The 20,683-nt window shown below is 66.2% G+C and carries 21 protein-coding genes; 10 read left to right on the forward strand and 11 right to left on the reverse strand.

Annotated features, from left to right (window positions below; genetic code table 11):
• The first annotated feature begins 31 nt into the window (after positions 1-31).
• Together QQL87_RS11525 and QQL87_RS11530 are read left to right on the forward strand one after the other, a co-directional pair.
• Positions 32-766: a CpaD family pilus assembly protein gene (locus QQL87_RS11525; protein WP_284418087.1), complete on the forward strand. Its 735-nt coding sequence runs from the start codon at positions 32-34 to the stop codon at positions 764-766.
• Positions 763-2,031 (forward strand): CpaE/TadZ family protein, encoded by a 1,269-nt coding sequence (locus QQL87_RS11530; protein ID WP_284418085.1) that lies wholly within the window; start codon positions 763-765, stop codon positions 2,029-2,031. The genes QQL87_RS11525 and QQL87_RS11530 overlap by 4 nt, the downstream gene beginning before the upstream one ends.
• Before the next feature lie 4 nt (positions 2,032-2,035).
• Here QQL87_RS11530 and QQL87_RS11535 read toward each other — a convergent pair whose 3' ends face one another.
• From QQL87_RS11535 to QQL87_RS11545, 3 genes are all read right to left on the reverse strand, one after another.
• Positions 2,036-2,905, reverse strand: a complete 870-nt coding sequence (locus QQL87_RS11535; protein ID WP_284418084.1) for a tetratricopeptide repeat protein — start codon at positions 2,903-2,905, stop codon at positions 2,036-2,038.
• 84 nt (positions 2,906-2,989) lie between these two features.
• Entirely contained in the window at positions 2,990-3,235 is a 246-nt protein-coding gene (locus QQL87_RS11540; protein ID WP_284418173.1) for a PilZ domain-containing protein, read from the reverse strand.
• A 124-nt stretch (positions 3,236-3,359) separates the two neighbouring features.
• Positions 3,360-5,282: an FAD-binding monooxygenase gene (locus QQL87_RS11545; RefSeq protein WP_284418083.1), complete on the reverse strand. Its 1,923-nt coding sequence runs from the start codon at positions 5,280-5,282 to the stop codon at positions 3,360-3,362.
• A 102-nt stretch (positions 5,283-5,384) separates the two neighbouring features.
• Between QQL87_RS11545 and QQL87_RS11550 the strand changes: the two genes are divergently transcribed.
• Positions 5,385-5,837, forward strand: coding sequence for a MarR family winged helix-turn-helix transcriptional regulator (locus QQL87_RS11550; protein WP_284418172.1), 453 nt, complete (start codon positions 5,385-5,387; stop codon positions 5,835-5,837).
• Positions 5,838-6,112: 275 nt separating this feature from the next.
• Here QQL87_RS11550 and QQL87_RS11555 read toward each other — a convergent pair whose 3' ends face one another.
• Positions 6,113-7,573 (reverse strand): flavin-containing monooxygenase, encoded by a 1,461-nt coding sequence (locus QQL87_RS11555; RefSeq protein WP_284418082.1) that lies wholly within the window; start codon positions 7,571-7,573, stop codon positions 6,113-6,115.
• 143 nt (positions 7,574-7,716) lie between these two features.
• Between QQL87_RS11555 and QQL87_RS11560 the strand changes: the two genes are divergently transcribed.
• A complete protein-coding gene (locus QQL87_RS11560; RefSeq protein ID WP_284418081.1) occupies positions 7,717-8,442 on the forward strand; it encodes a hypothetical protein in 726 nt (241 codons plus the stop codon).
• Positions 8,443-8,616: 174 nt separating this feature from the next.
• A complete protein-coding gene (locus tag QQL87_RS11565) occupies positions 8,617-9,348 on the forward strand; it encodes an alanyl-tRNA editing protein (protein WP_284418080.1) in 732 nt (243 codons plus the stop codon).
• Between the two features lie 116 nt (positions 9,349-9,464).
• On the opposite strand, the gene QQL87_RS11570 is transcribed toward QQL87_RS11565, so the two are convergent.
• From QQL87_RS11570 to QQL87_RS11580, 3 genes are all read right to left on the reverse strand, one after another.
• Positions 9,465-10,334, reverse strand: a complete 870-nt coding sequence (locus tag QQL87_RS11570) for a lysozyme inhibitor LprI family protein (RefSeq protein ID WP_284418078.1) — start codon at positions 10,332-10,334, stop codon at positions 9,465-9,467.
• A 13-nt stretch (positions 10,335-10,347) separates the two neighbouring features.
• A complete protein-coding gene (locus QQL87_RS11575; protein ID WP_284418077.1) occupies positions 10,348-11,556 on the reverse strand; it encodes an alpha/beta hydrolase family protein in 1,209 nt (402 codons plus the stop codon).
• A gap of 69 nt (positions 11,557-11,625) precedes the next feature.
• Positions 11,626-12,117: a P-loop nucleotide/nucleoside kinase family protein gene (locus tag QQL87_RS11580; protein ID WP_284418076.1), complete on the reverse strand. Its 492-nt coding sequence runs from the start codon at positions 12,115-12,117 to the stop codon at positions 11,626-11,628.
• Between the two features lie 136 nt (positions 12,118-12,253).
• Between QQL87_RS11580 and QQL87_RS11585 the strand changes: the two genes are divergently transcribed.
• The 4 genes from QQL87_RS11585 to QQL87_RS11600 all read left to right on the forward strand — a co-directional run bounded on the left by QQL87_RS11585 (position 12,254) and on the right by QQL87_RS11600 (position 14,594).
• A complete protein-coding gene (locus tag QQL87_RS11585; protein ID WP_284418075.1) occupies positions 12,254-12,700 on the forward strand; it encodes a MafI2 family immunity protein in 447 nt (148 codons plus the stop codon).
• A gap of 76 nt (positions 12,701-12,776) precedes the next feature.
• Positions 12,777-13,475 carry a DUF6881 domain-containing protein gene (locus QQL87_RS11590; RefSeq protein ID WP_284418074.1) on the forward strand — a complete coding sequence of 233 codons (699 nt, stop codon included), beginning with the start codon at positions 12,777-12,779 and terminating at the stop codon, positions 13,473-13,475.
• Between the two features lie 177 nt (positions 13,476-13,652).
• Complete coding sequence (locus QQL87_RS11595; protein WP_284418073.1) at positions 13,653-13,931, forward strand: PepSY domain-containing protein; 279 nt, start codon at positions 13,653-13,655, stop codon at positions 13,929-13,931.
• A gap of 60 nt (positions 13,932-13,991) precedes the next feature.
• Positions 13,992-14,594: a cytochrome b/b6 domain-containing protein gene (locus QQL87_RS11600; protein WP_284418071.1), complete on the forward strand. Its 603-nt coding sequence runs from the start codon at positions 13,992-13,994 to the stop codon at positions 14,592-14,594.
• A 5-nt stretch (positions 14,595-14,599) separates the two neighbouring features.
• Here QQL87_RS11600 and QQL87_RS11605 read toward each other — a convergent pair whose 3' ends face one another.
• Complete coding sequence (locus QQL87_RS11605; RefSeq protein ID WP_284418070.1) at positions 14,600-14,779, reverse strand: hypothetical protein; 180 nt, start codon at positions 14,777-14,779, stop codon at positions 14,600-14,602.
• A 295-nt stretch (positions 14,780-15,074) separates the two neighbouring features.
• Between QQL87_RS11605 and QQL87_RS11610 the strand changes: the two genes are divergently transcribed.
• On the forward strand, positions 15,075-16,109 hold the full coding sequence (locus QQL87_RS11610) for a hypothetical protein (protein ID WP_284418069.1): 1,035 nt from the start codon (positions 15,075-15,077) through the stop codon (positions 16,107-16,109).
• A 237-nt stretch (positions 16,110-16,346) separates the two neighbouring features.
• Here the strand turns inward: QQL87_RS11610 and ahcY are convergent, their stop codons facing one another.
• From ahcY to QQL87_RS11625, 3 genes are all read right to left on the reverse strand, one after another.
• Entirely contained in the window at positions 16,347-17,768 is a 1,422-nt protein-coding gene (gene ahcY / locus QQL87_RS11615; RefSeq protein ID WP_284418067.1) for an adenosylhomocysteinase, read from the reverse strand.
• A gap of 274 nt (positions 17,769-18,042) precedes the next feature.
• Positions 18,043-19,239, reverse strand: coding sequence for a methionine adenosyltransferase (gene metK, locus QQL87_RS11620; protein WP_284418066.1), 1,197 nt, complete (start codon positions 19,237-19,239; stop codon positions 18,043-18,045).
• Between the two features lie 55 nt (positions 19,240-19,294).
• Positions 19,295-20,644: a hypothetical protein gene (locus QQL87_RS11625; RefSeq protein WP_284418065.1), complete on the reverse strand. Its 1,350-nt coding sequence runs from the start codon at positions 20,642-20,644 to the stop codon at positions 19,295-19,297.
• Positions 20,645-20,683 lie beyond the last annotated feature (39 nt).

Consider the following 20,683-nt stretch of genomic DNA (forward strand, 5'->3'; position numbering starts at 1 on the left):
CGGGGAACGTGGGGCACGGGGGAACAGGATCATGACGGGATCATCTGCAGACAGGCGGCGGGCGCTGTACAGATGGGGCGCGCTCGCGGGCCTCGCGCTGACGCTCGGTGCCTGCAACGCCACCAGCGGCGAGGTCGTGGCGACCATTCCCGATGACTACAAGATGCGGCATCCGATCGCGATCGAGGAAGGCCGGCACGCCATCGCCGTGTTCGTCGGCAATGGCCGCGGCGGCCTGACCCTGCCGCAACGCGACGACATCATTGGTCTTGCCCGCTCCTGGCAGCGCGAAGGCACCGGCGCCATTGTCGCCGAGGTGCCGGCCGGCACCCCGAACGCGCGCGCCGCCGCCGACACCTATCGCGAGATCCACGCCCTGCTCACCGCGGGCGGCGTGCCCTCGCGCGTCATCACGATGCGCCACACCACGCCGGACGATCCGCGGCAGTTCGCGGTGATCCGGCTGAGCTACCCGAAGATCGCCGCCGTCGCCGGTCCCTGCGGACTGTGGCCCGACGACCTCGGCCCCAACATCAACAATCCCGGCTACAGCAGCAACCAGCACTATCAGAACTTCGGCTGCGCCACGCAGCGCAATCTCGCTGCGATGATCGACAACCCGGCCGATCTCGAGCAGCCGCGCTCCGAGACCGCCGCCTACACACCGCGCCGCTCCGCCCTGTTCGAGAAATACCGCAAGGGCGAGGCGACGGCCGTGACCTATCCAGAGGCCGAGAAGGCCAAGCTCAGCGACACAGGCAAATGATCAACGCGTCCCGTCACAGCCAGGATGAGCAGCCCGGGCCGAGCGGCCCGGTTCTCGACGACCATATCGCGCCGGTCCCTCGCGTCTCGGTGCAGGCGTTCACCGAGACCGACCAGACCTCGTCGGCGGTGCTCGCGGCGAGCCAGGACCGCAGGCTCGGCAAGGCGCATATCACGATCAAGGCCGGCGGCATGGCGCGGGCGATCGAGACCTATCATTCGCAGCCGACCCCCAACGTCATCGTGATCGAGACCAAGCCGGGCGGCGACATTCTCGGCGGGCTCGACGATCTCGCCAGCGTCTGCGATCCCGGCACCCGCGTGGTGCTGATCGGCAGCACGAGCGACGGCGTCGCCTATCGCGAGTTGGTGCGGCGCGGCGTCAACGACTACGTGGTCGGGCCGGTCGAGACCATCGACATCATCCGCTCGGTCTGCAGCCTGTTCTCGGCCTCCGAGGCCGTCATCACCGGCCGCATCATCGCCGTGGTCGGCGCCAAGGGCGGCGTCGGCGCCTCCACCATCGCCCACAACGTCGCCTGGAGCATGGCGCGCGACCTGACGCTCGATTCGGTCGTCATCGATCTCGACATGGCGTTCGGCACCGCCGGGCTCGACTACAACCAGGATCCGCTGCAGGGCATCGCCAACGCCGTGTTCCAGCCGGACCGGCCGGATACGGCGCTGATGGATCGCCTGCTCGCCAAATGCACCGAGCATCTCAACCTGCTCGCCGCCCCCGCGACGCTCGACCGCGTCTATGATTTCGGCGCCGAGGCGTTCGACGCGATCTTCGATACCTTGCGCATGACCCAGCAATGCATCGTGCTCGACGTGCCGCACCAATGGTCGGCCTGGACGCGGCACGCGCTGATCAATGCCGACGACATCCTGGTCGTCGCCGAGCCCGATCTCGCGAATCTGCGCAACGCCAAGAACCTGCTCTCCGTGCTCAAGGCCTCGCGCCCCAACGACCGGCCGCCGCTGTATTGCCTGAACCAGGTCGGCATGCCCAAGCGCCCGGAGATCGACCTCAAGCGCTTCGCCAAGACCGTCGAGGCGCCGCCGGTCGCCGTGATTCCGTTCGACTGCAAGCTGTTCGGCATCGCCGCCAACAACGGCCAGATGATCGCGGAGATCGCAGCCCTCAACCGGACGCCGAAGCTGTTCCTGGACATCGCCAACCGGCTCACCGGCCGGGTCGATGCCAAGCCGCAGCGCAGCTCGCTGCTGGCACCGATCGCGAAGCTGCTCGGCGCGAAATAGCTGCTCAGTCCTCGGTGCGGCTCAGCGCGCGGGCCAGCGCCCTGTCCGGTTCGCCCGCCACGGGGCGGTCGCGGCGCGGCGACAGCTCGCGCTGCGCGACCTGCCGGCGCACCAGGATCTTCTTCACATAGGCGACGTTAGCGTTGGCCTGCTCCGGCGGCAGCCCTGATCGCGCGATGCTCTCGGCCTCGCTCATGCGGCCCTGCAGGCCGACGATGACGGCGAGATTGGTCTTCACGCGCGGGCTCGCATCCGCGCTGGCGCTGGCCTTGCGCAGTTGCTCCTCGGCCTTCGGCAGCTCGTTGGAGAGCGCATAGGACAGGCCGAGATTGGACAGCACGGAAGGGTCGTCGGGCGCGATCTTCAGCGCGGTCGCGTAGTACTGCCGCGCCTCCTCGTGGCGCCCCATCTGGTCGAGCGTGGCGCCCTGCGCCGAGAGGATGCGCCAGTCGGGATCCTCGGGCGAATGCGCCCTGCTCAGCACGTCGAAGGCCTGCTGGAAATTGCCGTTGTCGGCGAGCGCGCGGCCATAGGCGGCGAGCAGCGCCTTGTTGCCGGGATTGGCGATGGTCGCCTGCTCCAGCACCGCCACCGCCTGCGAGCGCTGGCCGGTGGCGCGCAGCGCGCTGCCGTAGCGGAGCGCAATGTCGGGATCGTTCGGCGTGGCGCGGAAGCGCTCGCGCAGCTGGTCGAGCTCGGCGCGCGGATCGGCGCTCGCCGCGCCCTTCTTCTCGGCGCTGCCGCCGAGCGCGCCGGTGACCTCGCTGAGATCGGTGGTCTGGCAGGCGCCGAGGCCGAGCAGCACGGCCGTGAAGGACAGCGCGAACGCCGCTGGCCGCAACGAGGGAAGACAACGAGAGGGCCGCGCACGCATGCAACTGAACTACTTCGGGACCGGATGATCTGCACGCTGGCAGATTAACCCTAAGGTCCCGTTAAGCCGGCGCGGCCGGCCGGTTCAATCGATGAATTCGGCGCCGAACTCGCAACCGATGCGCCAGGCCAGCCGGCATTTGCGCTGGTGATCCGGCGCGAACACGATCGTGAACTGCGGCGGGATCTCGACGAATTCGGCGATCACCTTGACGCCGCCGTCGGAAATATCCGTGACCGTGCAGTCCCGCGGCAGGCTGCCATTGCCGTAGTGGATCTTCGCAATCCTCTTGCACAGCCGACGTTCGCTCTTGCGACGGTTCGCCAACATCAACATTCGAGGTCTCACCCGCTCTATCGTCCATCCGGAGGAATAACTTGTAGCGGCGAAACCTTGGGATCTGGCTAGCGCCAGCCCCGGAAATCCGGAGCTGCGATTTGCATTTCGTTTACCTTCAACCGGCGGGCAGCATGAAGGCGTCGAAATAGGCGACCAGGCGGCTGACGTCGTCGAGCGGCATGATGTCGGCGACATACTGGTCGGGCCGCACGATCACGAGGCAGCCGCCCGCGCGATCGATGCCGCGCATCGCGAAGATGTCCTGGCGGCCCGTCAGGTCGGGACAGAACATCTTCTCGTAGTCGAGCAGGCCGTAGCGGCCCTTCCGCGGCAGCAGCAGCGCCGGCATCGTCTCGAGCGCGAGCGCGCGATGGGCCTGCTGGAACACGGCGCGCAGGTCGATCACGGAATCGATATCGGCGCCACCAGGCGTGTAGCGCCGCAGCGGCGATGCCGCATCCTCGGCGAGGAACTTGCAGAGACGGCGGATCGCGGCATCCGGCGCGGCTGGATCATCGGCGCCGGCGAAGGCGAACAGGCGGAAGCGCCCATCGGCCTGGAGCACATGGCCGAGCTGCACCGGCTTGGCATCGCCGAGACGAATGACTGGCGCCGAATGGAAGCGCTTGCCGATGACGAAGCCCGTGGCGAGTTGCTGGAAGGTGTCGTCGCCGGTGAGCACGGACGGCCGATAATGGGTCGCGGTGCCCGCGGTGTAGCGGCCGTGGCGGACGAAATAGTCCTGCGTCCTGGCCGCGTCCGCGCCGCCCTGCTTGGCGGCGGAGGCGAGAATACCCGACCATTCGCGATCGAAATCGATCAGCTCCTGGGCGATCGCCTTGCGCTCGGCCGAGTAGCTGTGCAGCAGCTCCGGCGCGCTACGCCTGCCCAGCACGGCGGCGAGCTTCCAGCCGAGATTGAAGGTGTCCTGCATCGACACGTTCATGCCCTGCCCCGCCTTCGGACTGTGGGTGTGGCAGGCATCGCCGGCGATGAACACGCGCGGCAGCCGGGTCGCGACCTCCGCCTCCGGCACATCGTCGAACTTGTCGGTGATGCGCTGGCCGATCTCGTAGACCGACCACCACGCGACCTCCTTCACCTCGAGCGCATGCGGCGCGAGAATCCGCTTCGCCTTGGCGATCACCTCATCGACGGTGATGTTGCGGCCCGCCACGCGCTCGCCGACATCGAGCTTGGCGAGCTCGACATACAGCCGCACCAGGTAGCCGCCCTCGCGCGGGATCACCAGCAGGCTGCCGTCCTTGGCCGACTGGATCAGCGACTTGAAGCGGATATCGGGAAAGTCGGTGACGGCGAGCACGTCCATCACGCCCCAGGCGTGATTGGCGGAATCGCCCTGCAGCTCGCGGCCGATCGATTTGCGCACGACGCTGCGCGCGCCGTCACAGCCGACCACGTAGCGCGCGCGGACGGTCTCGACCTCGCCTTCATGCCCGGGATCGATGCGGTCGAAGCTGACGGTGACGCCGTGCGCGTTCGCGCCGGCCGCGGGATCGATCGCCAGATCGCGCAGCCGCCGGGAATAATGCGGCTCGAGCCTGGCCGCCGAACGGCGCATCACATCGAGGAAGAAGTCGTGCACGCGGGCCTGGTTGAGCACCACATGCGGCATCTCCGACAGGCCGTCCTCGACATCCTGCACGCGGCCGCTGCGCGCGATGTGTGCGCCGTTGGCCTCGTCCGGCTTCCAGAACGTGGTCTCGTTGATCCAGCAGGCCTCCTTCAGCACGCGCTCGGCGAAGCCATGGGCCTGGAACATCTCCATGGTGCGGCAGGCGATGCCGTCGGCCTGCCCGAGCAGAAGGCGCCCCGGCTTCTGCTCGACGATGCAGGTCTTGATGTCGGGGAACGCCGAGAGCTGGGCCGCGAGATTGAGGCCGGCCGGGCCGCAACCGACGATCAGCACGTCGACCTCGGCGGGCAGCGGGCCTGCCGCGCCCTGGCTCGCCACGCGCTCGGCCGCGTCGAAAATCTCGGGATCGCCCGGCTGGAAGCCATTGAGATGAAACTGCATGTGACCGCCCTCCCTCGTTCTTCTCTATTGATCAGCATACTGATCATCAGTATGCTCGTCAAGCGAAGGCAGGGAGATTCGATTTTGGCCGAGATGCAGGAGATGCCCGGGCACTTAGCGCGGCGGTTTCAGCAGATCGCGGTGGCGGTGTTCCTGAGCGAGGTCGAGGCGGCCGGCTTCGACCTCACGCCGGTGCAATATGCGGCCCTGGCGGCGATCGCGGCGAACCCGGCAATCGACCAGATCACCCTCGCAGGCCTGATCGCCTATGATCGCACCACCATCACCGGGGTGATCGACCGGCTCGCGCAAAAGGGCCTCGTCGTCCGCCAGGCCAGCGCGCGTGATCGCCGCTCGCGCGAGCTGCTGATCACCGATGAGGGCCGGCGCGCGCTGGATGCGATCACACCGGCGGTCGAGGCCGCGCAGCGGCTGATGGTGCGGGGTCTGACCAAGGCCGAGACGAACGAGCTGATCCGCCTGATGCAGAAGGCCATCGCCGCCGGCAACGACCTCAGCCGCGCGCCGTTGCGCGAGGGGACGGCGGAACGGTGAGCGGTTACGGCCGAGAATGCGGATCCTCGCGCCGTCAGGACGCGCGGCGGCAACATTCTCCCGGAGCATCGGTATTCGCAAGGTCGCGAGATCGCGGCCCGGATCGGCCCGCAGGATCGCCACGAGCGCCGCTGCGCTCCCTCTCCCCGTGAAGAACGGGGAGAGGGAGAGCACCGTCATCGCCGCGCCGACGTTCGTCCCGCCTGATCAGCACCGTCTCGAACCATGAGGCCCGCGTCCCCAATGCAGAAACGCAGGCCGCCGGATTCTCTCCCTCACGAATACCGCATCACCCCGTCATCGATCTTGCCGAAGCGCAGCGAGACGATGTCGAGCGCGTAGTTCTGGTACAGCCGCCACGGCCGTTTCGAGCCTTGCTTCGGCAGGTCGGCCACCGCGCGCTGCACGTAGCCGGAGCTGAAGCTCAGCGATGGCAGTGGCGTGACGGTGGCATCGTCATTGTGCGGCACGCATTGGCGGTAGCCATGCCGGTCCATGTAGTTGAGCAGACGGCAGACATATTCGCAGGTCAGGTCGCATTTCAGCGTCCAGGACGCATTGGTGTAGCCGAGCGTCGCCGCCAGGTTCGGCACGTCGGAATACATCATGCCCTTGTAGTTCAGCGTCCGGGAGAAATCGACGGTGCGGCCGTCGACGGCGATCTCGATGCCGCCGAGCACCTGCAGCACCAGCCCGGTCGCGGTGACCACGATGTCGGCCTCAAGCTCGCGCCCATCGGTGAGGCGCACGCCCCGTTCGGTGAACGTCTCGATCCCGGCCGTCACCACCGAGGCGCGCTGCTCGCGGATGGTCTGGAACAGATCGCCGTCCGGCACCAGGCACAGCCGCTGGTCCCACGGATTGTAGCGCGGCGTGAAATGTGTCGCGACATCGTAATCGGGGCCGAGCGCGGCGCGCACGCCGCCCAGGATCAGCTGCTTGACGCGATCAGGCTTGCGCCGGCTGAGCTGGAAGAAATACATTCCGAACAGCACGTTGCGCCAGCGGATCAGGTGATAGGCGAGGCTTGCCGGCAGATGCTCGCGTAGTTTGTTGGCCAGCGCGTCCCTCGCCGGGCGCGACACGACATAGGTGGGCGAGCGCTGCAGCATCGTCACATGCGCAGCGCTCTTGGCCATCGCCGGCACCAGCGTCACGGCTGTCGCGCCGGACCCGATCACGACGACCCGCTTGCCGCTATAATCGAGATCGTCAGGCCACGCCTGCGGATGCACGATGCGGCCCTTGAAATCGGCCATGCCCTTGAAGTCCGGCAGATAGCCGGACTCATAGCGATAATAGCCGGAGCACATGAACAGGAAACCGCAGGTCATCGACACGGGCTCGCGCGTGCCCTGCTCCGTGCTGCGCTCGATCTCGACGGTCCAGCGTGCCTCGGCGCTCGACCAGGACGCGCTGATGACGCGATGGTTGAAGCGGATGTGACGGTCGATGCCGTTCTCGGTCGCGGTGTCCCGGACATATTTCAGGATCTGCGGCCCGTCGGCGATCGCCTTCGGATCGGTCCATGGCTTGAACGAATAGCCGAGCGTGTACATGTCGCTGTCGGAGCGGATGCCGGGGTAGCGGAACAGGTCCCAGGTGCCGCCGATGGCACCGCGCCCCTCCAGGATCGCGAAGCGCTTGCTGGGGCATTTGTGCTGCAGATGATAGGCGGCGGCAATGCCGGACAATCCGGCGCCGACGATCAGCACGTCGACATGCTCTGTGGACATTCGAGCTTTCCTTGGGGTCTTCCTGGCGTTTTATCTTGAAAGGACAGTCGCAACCCCGCCTGCTCCTGTCAAATCGCCGGCCCATTCGCATTCGATCAACTCTCCTGCTCTATCAAGGCGACTACTCTCAGACGGACCTTGCGATGAACGCCCCCGACCCGCACAACGACATGCCCACCGACGGCAGCCGCCGGGACCGCGGCAATCTGCAGGCGCAGCGCGTCGCCCTTGGCGTCACGATCGCCGCGATCGGGCTTGCGGCGTGGTCGCTGTTTCCGAGCTTTCCGGCCGGCCAGCTGATCGCGCTGGTCACGATCATCCCGCTGCTGGCGCTGGTCCTCACCTTGCGCTTTCCGGACCGGTTCCGGATTGGCCTGGGCTCCGGCTACGGCGCCAATCTCGGCACCAGCTGCATCGTGGCGGCCGGGACGCTCGCCGCACGCACGCTGTCGGACGTCAACCTCGTCAGCTGGCTGCCGCTGTCGGCGTTCGCGATCGCCGTCGCCATCGTGTTCCTGATCGTCGCCGCGCGTTTTGAGACGCAGCTGCGCCGGCGCGGCTGGCGGCTGCTGCTGGCCGCCGTCTTCGTCGGCGCCTATGCGTTCGGTTCGCTCGGCCAGTTCAATGCCGCGCTCGACCGCTCGGCACCGGCGCTGCTGCGCAGCCGCGTGCTGGCCAAGCATCTCGGCCACAGCCGGCTTGCGGGCCATCAGGTTGCGCTGGAGGCGTGGGGGCCGTTCGCGACACCAAGCGAGGCGCATGTCTCGCAGGCGCTCTACGAGCGGCTGCAGCCCGGCGACACGGTATGTCTCCGCCTGGGCGACGGCGCGTTCCGCATGGCCTGGTTCACGGTCGCGGCGTGCCGGTGAGGCGCCGCCCGGCAACGATGGGCGCGGGCAAGTTGCGCAGACGAGCGGTGCTGCGTATCTGTGGGACGGACTAGTGGCCCGCATGAGCGAAGCGACATGCGGGGTCTCAGGTGCAGCTGCATTGAACCCGGATATCGCGTCGCTCATCCGGACTACGTTAAGCGGACCGCTTGCATGACCGCCTTCTTGCCGCGTCCCTTTGCCGTCGATCATCCCGATGTCCTCGAGCTCGAGGTCGCGGCGCTGGCTGCGCGCCCCGGCGCGGTGCTGCTGGCGCGCTCGCCGTTCTATCCCGGCGGTGGCGGCCAGTTGCCGGACCGCGGCACGATCGGCTGGAACGGCGCGGTCCACGACGTGATCGGCTTGGAGCCCACCGCCGACGGCCTCTGGCACCTGATCGGCGACGAGGCCGTGCCGGAAGGATCGATCGCGCTGCGTGTCGATCGCACGTTCCGGCAGCGGATGTGCGAGCAGCACACCGTCGCCCATCTCGTCAACAGTGCCGTCTACACGCTGCTCGACGGCGCATTGCTGACCGGGGTCCGCATGACCGACACCGACGAATTCAGCGTCGACTTCGATTTGCCCAAAGTGGCCTCGGAGCAGCTGCGCGCGGTGGAGAACGCCGTCAACGCGGCGATCTCAGACGACCGCCCGGTCCGGGCCTTCGATATGGACTATGACGACGCGCAGGCCACCGCAGGCCTGTTCCGCGCCAAATCCGTCGCCCCGCCGCGCCAGGCCGATGGCCTGATCCGCATCGTCGACATCGACGGCCTCGACCGCCAGGCCTGCGGCGGCACGCACCTGGTCTCGACGGCGCAGGCGCGGCGGATCCGCATTCTGAAGGTCGACAACAAGGGCCGGCAGAACCGGCGGCTGAGGATCGGGCTGGCGAGCGCGTAGGAGCGGCGGGCACTGGCTCGCAACGTGTAGCCCGGATGAGCGCAGCGACATCCGGGGTCTCACACGCCATCACGCTGAACCCGGATGTCGCTGCTCTGATCCGGGCGACGACCTCGCTACGGCTTGGCCACCGGAGCCGACCGACTCTGGCTCGGCGGCGGGAAGACCGGCGCGAACAGGCAGTCCTCCATCCATGGCTGATCCGCCAGGCGATCGTCGGCATCCGGATCGTATTTCCAGCGCTTGTCTGGTGCTGGCGCTGCGGTGCCAGCCGCCCCGGAAGGCACCACGGCCCAATGAGCCATTCTCTTGGCCTCCGCGTCGTCGTCCGGCTCCGGGCATTTGTCGTCGTTGGCAGAGTAGCCGATCGCGCAGCTTGCCTTCGGACTCGCACGACCATCCTTGACCACGTCGAGCCTCCGCACCTCCGTGATATGGCCGCTGGCCCATTCCAGGCTCACGCTGCAGATGCGGTCCTGGTGCTGGCGATAGGCTCCGCTGAGACATGTGTAAGACCAGTTCCCATACGGCGGAGGCGAGAAGAAGCATGACGCAGGATCGAAGCCGGCGAATGCGCCACCGCTGTCCCTCGCGACAATCTTCCGCTGCCCCTCCATGGTGCGGATCAACTCGCCACGTTGCAGCTGATCTGCTCGGCTACGCGTGAGGTCCAGGAGGATACTCGCATCGCTTTGCTGGGCATCCGGATCGTTCTCAGCCGCACCGAACCGATCGACACCGCCGGACCGGACCTTGAGCCAGCGCCGCTGGCTCCGGACCAGCGCCTCGTGAAACTCAGGATCGGTGGTCTCGCGCAGCAGCTTGAAATAGGCGGCGCTCATGGCGTCGTCGGCCTTCCTCAGGGCCGGCGTCGCGCAGATGATCTTGTCGACCGGCTGCTGCGCGTTCTTGCAGTCCAGCGCACGGGCCTCCGGCGCGAGCGCAAGACCAGAGACGAGCAACGCGGCACAACTGACGACTTTCATCGAAATGTCTTGCTCACTTCACGAGCGACGCCAGGAAGGCGTCGCCGATGGCGCGCCAGCGGTCGGGATAGAGGCGCAGCAGATGGCCGTCGCCGGGAACGCCGTGCAGCAGGTCGAAGCGCACGCTGCCGCCCGCGGCAGCGAAGGCGGCGTGATACTCATGGATCAGCGTCTCCGGATAGAGCTTGTCGTTGTCGGCATAGAGCCAGAGCTGCGGCACCTTCCCGGCGGCGTCGCGGCCGGCATTGGCGTAGTATGGCGTGGTGACCGGGCCGTAGGGGTACCAGCCGCCGGAGAAGTTCACCACGCCTATCACCTCGGCCGGCTTGAGGCCGGCATAGTGCATGGCGAGAAAGCCGCCGCGCGACTGGCCCGCGAGCAGCACCGGACCCGGGCGCACGCCGGGCAAGCTGCGACCGAAGGTGATCGCGGAATCGAGGTCCTCGACCGCCTGCGCCACGCCGGAGGAGACGTCGACCAGGCTGCCATCGTGGGCGCGACCGAAATCCTCCTCGCCATTGATGCCCTCGGAACGGCCGCGGCCGCGCCGCATCAAGGTCAGCACGGCAAAGCCATTGTCGCGCAGCCAGTGCGCTTCCGTAGCGAACGACCATGTGCGCAGCTGGTTACGGCCGACGTCGGAGCCATGCGTGACGATCGCGAGTGGCGCCGGGCCCGGCCCGGACGGCGGGTAGTAGGTCGCCTCCAGCCTGATCGGCCGGCTGCCATCGGGCGTGCGCAGCGTCAGATGTGGAATCCAGACGCGCTGGCCCGGCCATGGCCAGTCCTCGGGACGCTCGCCAGACGCGAGTCGGGCCGCGTCCGTGCGCACCAGCGCGCCCGATGTGACGCCGCCATTCTTGAGAGTCGCGGTCAAATACAGCCGGTCCGGACCATCGAACGCATAGCGGAAGATGCGAAACCCGGTCATGACCAGCACACCATCCTTGATGACCGCTTCGTCACGCCACCATTCCCGGTTGGCGCCGTACAAGGCCGAGTCCGACACCGCGAACACGACGTTGGCATGGCCGTCGGCGCGGATGCGCTCGACCACCAGGATGTGGCGGTCGTCATGCCAGGTACCGATCCAGGCGCCGAGGAAGCGTGCCATCTCAGCCGGCACATCCGGCGCCGGCGGTTCGATCTCGAACGCCGGCGGCAGCGGGACGATGGTCTCGGGATCGACCGTCAAGGGTTGCGCGAGAGATCCGTACATCATCACTGCCACCACCAATGCGAGCAAAGCCGATCCGACACGCATGATGCCCCCTTCCCCAGCGCCCGAAGGTTATGGCCGATGCACGATCACGTCGAATCCTTCCTCAGCCGTTGGTGCCATGAAGTAGGACGTGAACAGGTCGAACTCTTCGTCCGTGACCGTAAAGGCATGGCGGCCTTCCGCGTTGCGTGCCCGCAGCCGCGCCTTGCAGACCGCGTCGGGCACGTCGAGGTGATGCAGCTGGTGCGGCACGCCGGCGGCTTCGAACAGGCCGCGCATCCAGGCCCGGCTCGCCAGCGTGTTGGCGGGAAAATCGAGCACGACCGACACGCCGGCGCGCAGCAGCGCCACCACATGCGGCCCCATCACCGCGCGCAGTCGCGACGAATTTCTGACGTAGTCGGCGAGGCTGGCCTGCTCGCCCGGATAGAGCTGCGCCAGCCAGTCGTCCTCGGCAACCACGATGGTGGCGGGGCGACGGCCGAGCTCCGCCGTGAGCGTCGATTTGCCGGCAGCGATCTTGCCGCACACGAGGTGCAGCGTCGGTTGGTTCGCGGACATGGTTCAGACCTCGCATGCGGCACCGCCTCGGGCGCCGAAATTGTTCACGGAGCAAATCGCAGGCAAACGCGCCCGGCCCGACTGATCAGGCCGGGTCGGGAATTCGGCCGCAAATGCCGCCGCCTGCGATGTGAACATGAAAGATCATGCCGGATATTTTGACAGAGTCCGGCGGCGTCGTCCAGTGACCACCTTGCTCGCGTTGACGGTCCCCGCGCTTATCCTGTTAGAATGGCGTGCAGCATCGATCATCATCGCCTTCCGAGGCACGTTGCGGAGTCGGAGTCCGGCCTTGCTCGAGAGATCGTCCATCCTTGTTTCAGTGAACCGCGCCCTTCTCGGCGAGGTGTCGGCGTCACTGCGGGAGGTTCAATATTCGTTCAGTGACGGCAACATCGACATCTTCTGTGTCTTTGACGGCGAGATCTCCGAGGATGACCGGGAATCGATGAGCTGCGTCGCGACGGAGGTGACGGCCGACTTTCCGAACGTGACCGTTCAGGAGCATTGCCTGCGGATCGACGTGCCAGACCCGGTACCGAATCTACCTGGCCGCGTCACCGTCTTCGCGCGGAAAGAGTAGGTCTTGAACGACGAGTCATCACGGCGATCACGTTCGATCCCGCGGCGCTCATGGCCTTTGATCAAGAGCGAGCCTCATGACCCACGCCGAACAGATCTTCGACTATCGCTTTCCGAGCGTCGATTATCCCATCGTGACGGTGTCACGGCGGTTGGCCGAACTGGCGGCGAGCCATGGCTGGACCGTCGAGACGTGGGACGAGGATGGCCTCGGCGAAGCATCGGGGGTGATCCTGAGGCTCGCCTCGGGCCGCACCATTTTTCTCCTGGAGTTGCGCCACCTGATCGAACATCATCGCGAAAAAGGGCCAACGGTCTATATCGATGGCTCGGAGCTCGCCTTGCGCGGCGTTGCCGTATTGCTCGCAGAAATCCTGACGACGCTTGGACTGACGCAGCAAGACGCCGAATGGTTCGCCCCAGCGGAAAGTCAACAAGCCTCCATCGACATGTTGAAGATACTGCCGCCGCTGCTGCCGCCTCCCCATGGGCCACCAGACAGCTACATTCGTCTGAACAACCCTCCGGACGCGAAGTCCGAGATCGAGTGTTATGGCGAACTCGATCGCGACCGCATTCCGCTGCGGTGGATCAAGCAGTATCGCGACGGCCGTCTTCAAATCTGCAGCTACACTCACAGGAGCTGGCCCGTCGTGATGCCCAAAGGCGCGATTTCATCCGTCGCCGAGATCAATGCCACCAGCGGATTTTCCGCGCGCGAGATCTCCGCCGCCGAATTCGAAGCGGTGTGGCGGAAAGCGCAGGGCTTCAAGTGATCAGCGAGACCTAACGTCGCGGAGACCGCGGCTGTTCTCAAAGCCCTTGTTTTGCGGGCCCAGACAAGTTTGGAAACTCTCTAAGAGCAATTCCAGCCGCCGCTCCGTTGACACAATCCGCCCGTTGCCGTCTCCAATGATCCCACGATGCATCGTATTTGTTCATTGGAGGGATTGATGAGACTGACCACCGCCGCCGTGATCGGCGCTGCAATCGCTGGCTTCGCCATCTCGCCGGCCATGGCCGACGGCTACAAGACCTGCACCAAGCTCGACAAGGCGCAGTGGAAGCCGGCCACCGAGGCCGAGGCGAAGGCCAAGGAGGCGGGCTACGAGGTGCGCCGCTCCAAGGTCGAGGGCACCTGCTACGAGGTGTATGGCGTCAAGGGCGGCAAGCTCTACGAGCTGTTCTACAGCCCGGAGGACCTCAGCCTGAAGCACACCATCGCCAAGTAGTCAGCGCCAAGTAGTTGGCGTCCGGCGTGCAGATCCTCTGCACGCCGCGATGGGACGGCCATGCACGGAACAGCTCCCAAACCGACCGGCCAGCGTGACCCGGATCCTGCCCAGACCGTGCAGGTCTGGGACCTGCCGCTGCGTCTGTGGCACTGGTGGCTTGCCGTGCTGGTGCTCGTCGCCTGGGTGACGCCGAACGTCCATGACGGCCTGCACCGGACCGCCGGCTACGCGATCCTCGGACTGCTCGCCTTCCGCCTGATCTGGGGCTTCATCGGCACGCGGCATTCGCGCTTTCGCAGCCTCGGCGCCCGGCTGCGCGCCACGCCCGCTTATCTGTGGAATCTGCGGCACGGCATGACCGGGCGCTATCTCGGCCTCAACCCCGCCGGCACCGCGATGCAGCTGGCGCTGCTGCTCGTGCTGATCATCTCCGCCGTGACCGGCGCGATGCAGGTGACGGTGCGCTTCTTCGGCATCTGGTGGGTCGAGGACACCCACGCGGTGACGTCGAACCTGCTGATCCCGCTTGTCGTGCTGCATGTCCTCGGTGTCGTGCTGGTCGGCCGGCTGCAGCGCGAGAACCTCGCGCGCGCGATGCTCACGGGGCGCAAGCTGCTGCGGCGCAGCCCTCGCAAAGAGACCACGCCCGCCAATCGCTGAGAAGCTCAGCCGCGCACGGCGTAGGGCGTCTGCGCCAAGCGGTCGGCGCCGATGGCGAGATCGCGCTGCGCGTCCGCGAGCGCCTTTCGCTCGCGCTTTTCCTCGGGCAACGACCAGATCGAATCGTCGGGCGCGTAGTCCCGGATCAGCCTGGTGCCGCCGACGATGACCTCGATGGTGCTCATGACATCAGCTCCACGAACCCGTGGCGACAGACTACGCCGCGTCGCCGTCAGCGGCAACGACGGACCGCACGTCATGAGGCCCGGCGGCTTGCCGACGTGGCGATTGCCCTATGAATGACGGCGTTGAGGCGGCGCGCGATGGAACCTCGAGGCGTTGCACTCAAGACACAGTTCCCGCAAAAGGTGCCAACCACACGCGCTGCGGTGTTGCGCCCGGCCGGCTTGCACCGAACAATCGCAGGTATCGGATGCCTGACCGCTCCTGTTCGCAGGAGCTGGGATCTTGGGAGGCCGGATGATGAGCTCGCAGCAGTTCACCACGCGTGCGTTGTGCCGATCCGTTGTCCTCGCCGGCTGCGTCATGGCGTGGCCTGCAGGGGCCGCCGAACCCGATGCGACGCCGGTCGTCGCGGAGGTCACGGCGTCGACGACGACTGAGCAGATGATGACGCAGCCGCCGCCGTCGGAGCCTGCGCTCACCACCGCGTCGATCACCCCCTCGGCTGTCCTGCCGGTGGACGAAACGGCCCCGCCCAGCACGGCGGCCGAAGCACCTCACTCCATGGTCGCCAGCGTCGACCGCATCGAGATCCTCGACGAATGTCCTGATATCGACGTCTGCGTCGATCGCTATCTGTGGGCGATGTATGAGCGCGCGCCCAAGCTCGACAAGATCAGGGAGACCGAGCGGCGCGTCGTTACGATCAAGCGCAAGGGCCGCATGGTGAAGGTGACGCGCACGTTCGCGAAGCTGGTCGACAATGATTTCACCTGGAAGGACCCGAAGGCCGCCGAGCGGATCGGCCGCAGCATGATGGAGTATGTGATCGGCGGCATGGACCGCAGCTTCAAGCTGAAGCTGTTCCACACGCTCCACGCGGCCGAAGCGGCCGGTCTCGCGCCGGGCATCACCAGCGGCTTCCGCGACGATTATCGGCAGGAGATCGCGAGCGGGCTGAAGGCCGCCACCAACCGCTCCTATCATGGCGGCAGCCTGCGCGGCGGCTATGGCCACGGCCTCGCCGCCGACATCGTCAGCGTCAACGGCGCGACCCGCGCACAGCGCTGGGTGGCGACGGAGCAGTTGTGGAAATGGGTCGACGCCAACGGCAAGACTTTCGGCATCGGCCGGCCCTATCTCGATCACGACCCGCCGCATGTCGGCCCCGTCGATGGCGAGGAATATGCGAAGCATCGCGGCGCGGCGGTGAAGGTGGCGGCAGCGGAGACGAAGAAGCACAAGCGTATCGCCGCGCGTCAGGAGCATCACGCCGCCAAGCGCGCAAAGGCGATCCGCGCCTCGGCGCTGGCGTCACGCCGGACGGGGTGAACGTCACACCCACGGCAGGTGGCAGCGTCGCGTTGATGTCGCAGAGCGCGCTTCCTCTCCGTCATTGCGAGGAGCGAAGCGACGAAGCAATCCAGAGTCGCGCGTGACGCCCTGGATTGCTTCGCTGCGCTCGCAATGACGACTGCGACAGCTTTGTCAGAGCATCGATGACCACAAAACAAAAAGCCGGGGCAATGCCCCGGCCTTCGCTGTCTCCGCCGCGCGTTGCGCCGGATATCAGTAGCGGTAGTGGTCCGACTTGAACGGGCCTTCCTGCTTGACGCCGATATAGGAGGCCTGGTCGGGGCGCAGCTTGGTGAGGTTCACGCCGATCTTGGCGAGATGCAGCATGGCCACCTTCTCGTCGAGCGACTTCGGCAGCACGTAGACTTCCTTCTTGTACTTGCCGTCCTTGTTGTTGGCGTAGAGCTCGATCTGCGCCAGCGTCTGGTTGGTGAACGACGCCGACATCACGAAGGACGGGTGGCCCATCGCGTTGCCGAGGTTCACGAGGCGGCCTTCAGACAGCAGGATCATGCGCTTGCCGTCGGCGAAGGTGATCTCGTCGACCTGCGGCTTGATGTTGGTCCACTTCAGGTTCTTCAGCGAGGCCACCTGGATCTCGTTGTCGAAATGGCCGATGTTGCAGACGATGGCGCGATCCTTCATCGCGCGCATGTGCTCGATGGTGATGATGTCCTTGTTGCCCGTGGCGGTCACGAAGATGTCGGCACGCGGGGCCGCGTCTTCCATCGTCACGACCTCATAGCCCTCCATCGCCGCCTGCAGCGCGCAGATCGGATCGATCTCGGAGACCATGACGCGGCAGCCGGCCTGGCGCAGCGAGGCGGCCGAGCCCTTGCCGACGTCGCCGAAGCCGGCGACCATCGCGACCTTGCCCGACATCATGACGTCGGTGCCGCGGCGGATGCCGTCGACCAGCGACTCGCGGCAGCCATAGAGGTTGTCGAACTTCGACTTGGTGACGCTGTCATTGACGTTGATGGCGGGCCAGAGCAGCGTGCCGGCCTTCTGCATGTCGTAGAGACGGTGCACGCCCGTGGTGGTCTCTTCCGAGACGCCCTTGATCGACTGTGCAATGGCCGCGAAGTAGCCCTTCGGCTTCTCCTTGAGCTGCTTCTTCAGCAGCGCGAAGAACACCTCCTCCTCCTCCGAGGCAGGCTTGTCGAGGAACGCCGTGTCGCCGTTCTCGGCGCGCAGCCCGAGATGGACGTACATCGTGGCGTCGCCGCCGTCATCGAGGATCATGTTGGGATGGCCGCCGCCGTGCCAGTCGAATAGCTTGGCAGTGTAGTCCCAATAGTCGACCAGCGTCTCGCCCTTGATGGCGAACACCGGAATGCCGGCGGCGGCGATTGCCGCCGCGGCATGGTCCTGGGTCGAATAGATGTTGCAGGAGACCCAGCGGATGTCGGCGCCGAGCGCCTTCAGCGTCTCGATCAGCACCGCGGTCTGGATGGTCATGTGCAAGGAGCCCGCGATGCGCGCGCCCTTGAGCGGCTGCTGCGGGCCATATTCCTCGCGCGTCGCCATCAGGCCGGGCATCTCGGTCTCAGCGAGCGAGATCTCCTTGCGGCCGAACTCGGCGAGCGACATGTCCTTGACGATGTAGTCGTTAAAACCTGGCTTGGCGGTCATGTGGGTTTCCTGGTCGGATGTATTCGGACGGGGTCGTGACGAAACGAAAAGAGACGCGTCGAGGCGCAGTCTGGATCACCGTCCCCGGACTTTCGGGGATAGGAGACGGCGGCCTTCTGCCGCCGTCCTTGGCTCAGTCAAACCGATGCATGGCATCGGTCATGGGATAAGGGCAGCCGCACGCATGGTGCGAACTGTTGGCCCTGCCCCCACCCGGACTGCATTGATCGATGCAATCCGATCTCTCCCCGCGAGCGGGGAGAGATCAAGACGGTTACACCGCGCGCTTGAGCGCCTCGACGAGGTCGGTCTTCTCCCAGGAGAAGCCGCCCTCATTGTCCGGGGTGCGGCCGAAATGGCCGTAGGACGAGGTGCGCGCGTAGATCGGGCGGTTGAGGTCGAGATGGGTGCGGATACCGCGCGGCGTCAGGTCCATCGCCTGCGCGGCAGCCTTCTCGAGCACGTCCTCTGACACCTTCCCGGTCCCGTGAGTGTCGATGTAGATCGACAGCGGCCGCGCCACGCCGATCGCATAGGCGAGCTGCAGGGTGCAGCGGTCGGCGAGGCCGGCGGCGACGATGTTCTTGGCGACGTAGCGCGCGGCATAGGCCGCGGAGCGATCGACCTTGGTTGGGTCCTTGCCCGAGAAGGCGCCGCCGCCATGCGGGGCCGCACCACCATAGGTGTCGACGATGATCTTGCGGCCGGTCAGACCCGCGTCGCCATCGGGACCGCCGATGAAGAACTTGCCGGTCGGGTTGATGTGCCAGATCGTCTTCGCGTTGATCCAGCCTTCGGGCAGCGCCTTGCGCACGTAGGGCTCGACGCGCTCGCGGACCTGCGCCGAGGTCATGTCCTCGACCAGATGCTGATGCGACACCACGATCTCGCGCACGCCGACCGGCTTGCCGTTCTCATACTGCACGGTGACCTGGCTCTTGGAATCCGGACCGAGCACCTTCTCGACGCCGGCATGGCGGGCTTCCGAGATCAGCCGCAGGATCTTGTGGGCGTAGAAGATCGGCGCCGGCATCAAATCGGGCGTTTCGTTGGTCGCGTAACCGAACATGATGCCCTGGTCGCCGGCGCCCTCTTCCTTGACTTCGCCGGGCTGCAGCGCGTCGACGCCCTGCGCGATGTCGGCCGACTGCGGATGCAGCAGGATCTCGATGTCGCAGGTCTTCCAGTGGAAGCCCTGCTGCTCGTAGCCGATGTCCTTGATGGCCTCGCGGACGACGTGCTCGATGTGCTCGTTGGTCACCGACGACGGGCCGCGGGTCTCACCGGCGATCACGACCTTGTTGGTGGTGGCGAGCGTCTCGCAGGCGGCGCGGATCTGCCACGGGTCAATGCCGGCCTTCGGCCCTTCGCGGTAGAACAGATCGACGATCTCGTCGGAAATACGGTCGCAGACCTTGTCCGGATGGCCTTCGGACACCGACTCCGAGGTGAACAGATAAGACGCGCGCATCAAGCAACCCCTTCTTCGCCGCCCACGGCGGTCGTTTGTATTGATCCCAAGGATGTCAGTCGCGACGCCGCGAGATGACGTAGGACTCGTCGTAGAACCACAGCCCGTTGTGCTTTCGCAGAACCTCTCTGGCGGCGTCGAGCGCACGAGACGAGTGAGCCACCTCGGTCAGGCGGTCTTCCTCGATCTGCGCGACATACACCGCCGCGTTCCAGGCTGCAAAGGCCGTCGAAGTTCCGATCGCACCGGTGACCTCGTTGGGCAGAGCCTCCATCTCATACCTGAAAATCGAGCGATTGTCCGCATAGGCGTTAAAATTTAAGTCCCGCCCACTGGAGCCCAGCTCGTACTTGACGGCGCGCAATAGCTCATGCCGGCTGACCGAGAAAGGATTTTCTCCCGGCCAGACCGCCTGGATGATCTCCAGGCCCGGATCCTGGCCGTGGGAGTGGATTCCGATCAGCCGGCCGCCCGGTTTCAGCGCTCGTGCCAGCGGTGCGATGATGCGCTTGGCGCGGAAATTCACCGAGGAACGCGCTCGATACGGCTGCGAGGCGATAATCAGGTCGAAATTCGCTTCGACCCGGCCCGCCCGCGGGATGATGCCGTCGAGCAGGAACCGGTGGTCCTCGCGATAGAGCACCAGCGCGATCGGCCGCTCATAGACCGGCATACCGGTGCGCTGCGAGACGTTGGCGCGCCAGTTCTGCTCCAGGAACGGCTTCAGCGCCGTGATCTGGGTCTCGAAATCACCCGACGAATCGCCCTGCAGCACGACCTCGTGCCAGATCATCGAGGCCGCCACCGTGGGCGAGGCCGGCGTCAGCCACGGCGCCTCGGCATAGTTCATATTGGTGAACACGAACACGCTGGCCGGATGCTCGAACAGCCGGTCCGGCACCTTCTCCAGGGTCAGGCGGACATCCTCGAGGCTCAGCTCCTTGCCGGCGACATAGAACGGGATGTGCGGATAGCGGCCATGCATGGTCCGCAGCACTTTCGACAGCACGGTGCCGTCGCCGACGCCGGCGTCGAACAGCCGCAACGCCGGTGGTCGCGGATGGATGCTGGCGAGCTCGAGGCCGACGCGCTCGGCCACCACCCGCTTCTCGCTGCAGGTATGCACGAACAGCAGGTATTTCTGGCGGTTTTCGAAGAAGCGGAAATTGCTGCGGGGATCGCGCTTCTCGGGCACGACGTCGAGGCGCGGCGGCGGCAGGGTGCCGGTGGAGGCCGCGATATAGGCCTGAATGCGATCGAGCGTATCGATCGTGATGCGCTTGCCCTCGCGCAGCCGCTGCACGAGCTTGCCGTCGTTGACCGCGCGCCGGCCGAACGTCGATTCCGCCATGTCGGACTGGCGGCAGAACTCCGTGATCTGGGCGAGCAGCTGGTCGTTCTTCATCGGCTCAATGGGTGGGAAATCGGAGTGGGCAGATCGCCC

This window comes from Bradyrhizobium sp. SSBR45G (assembly GCF_030159255.1).
Lineage (GTDB): Bacteria > Pseudomonadota > Alphaproteobacteria > Rhizobiales > Xanthobacteraceae > Bradyrhizobium.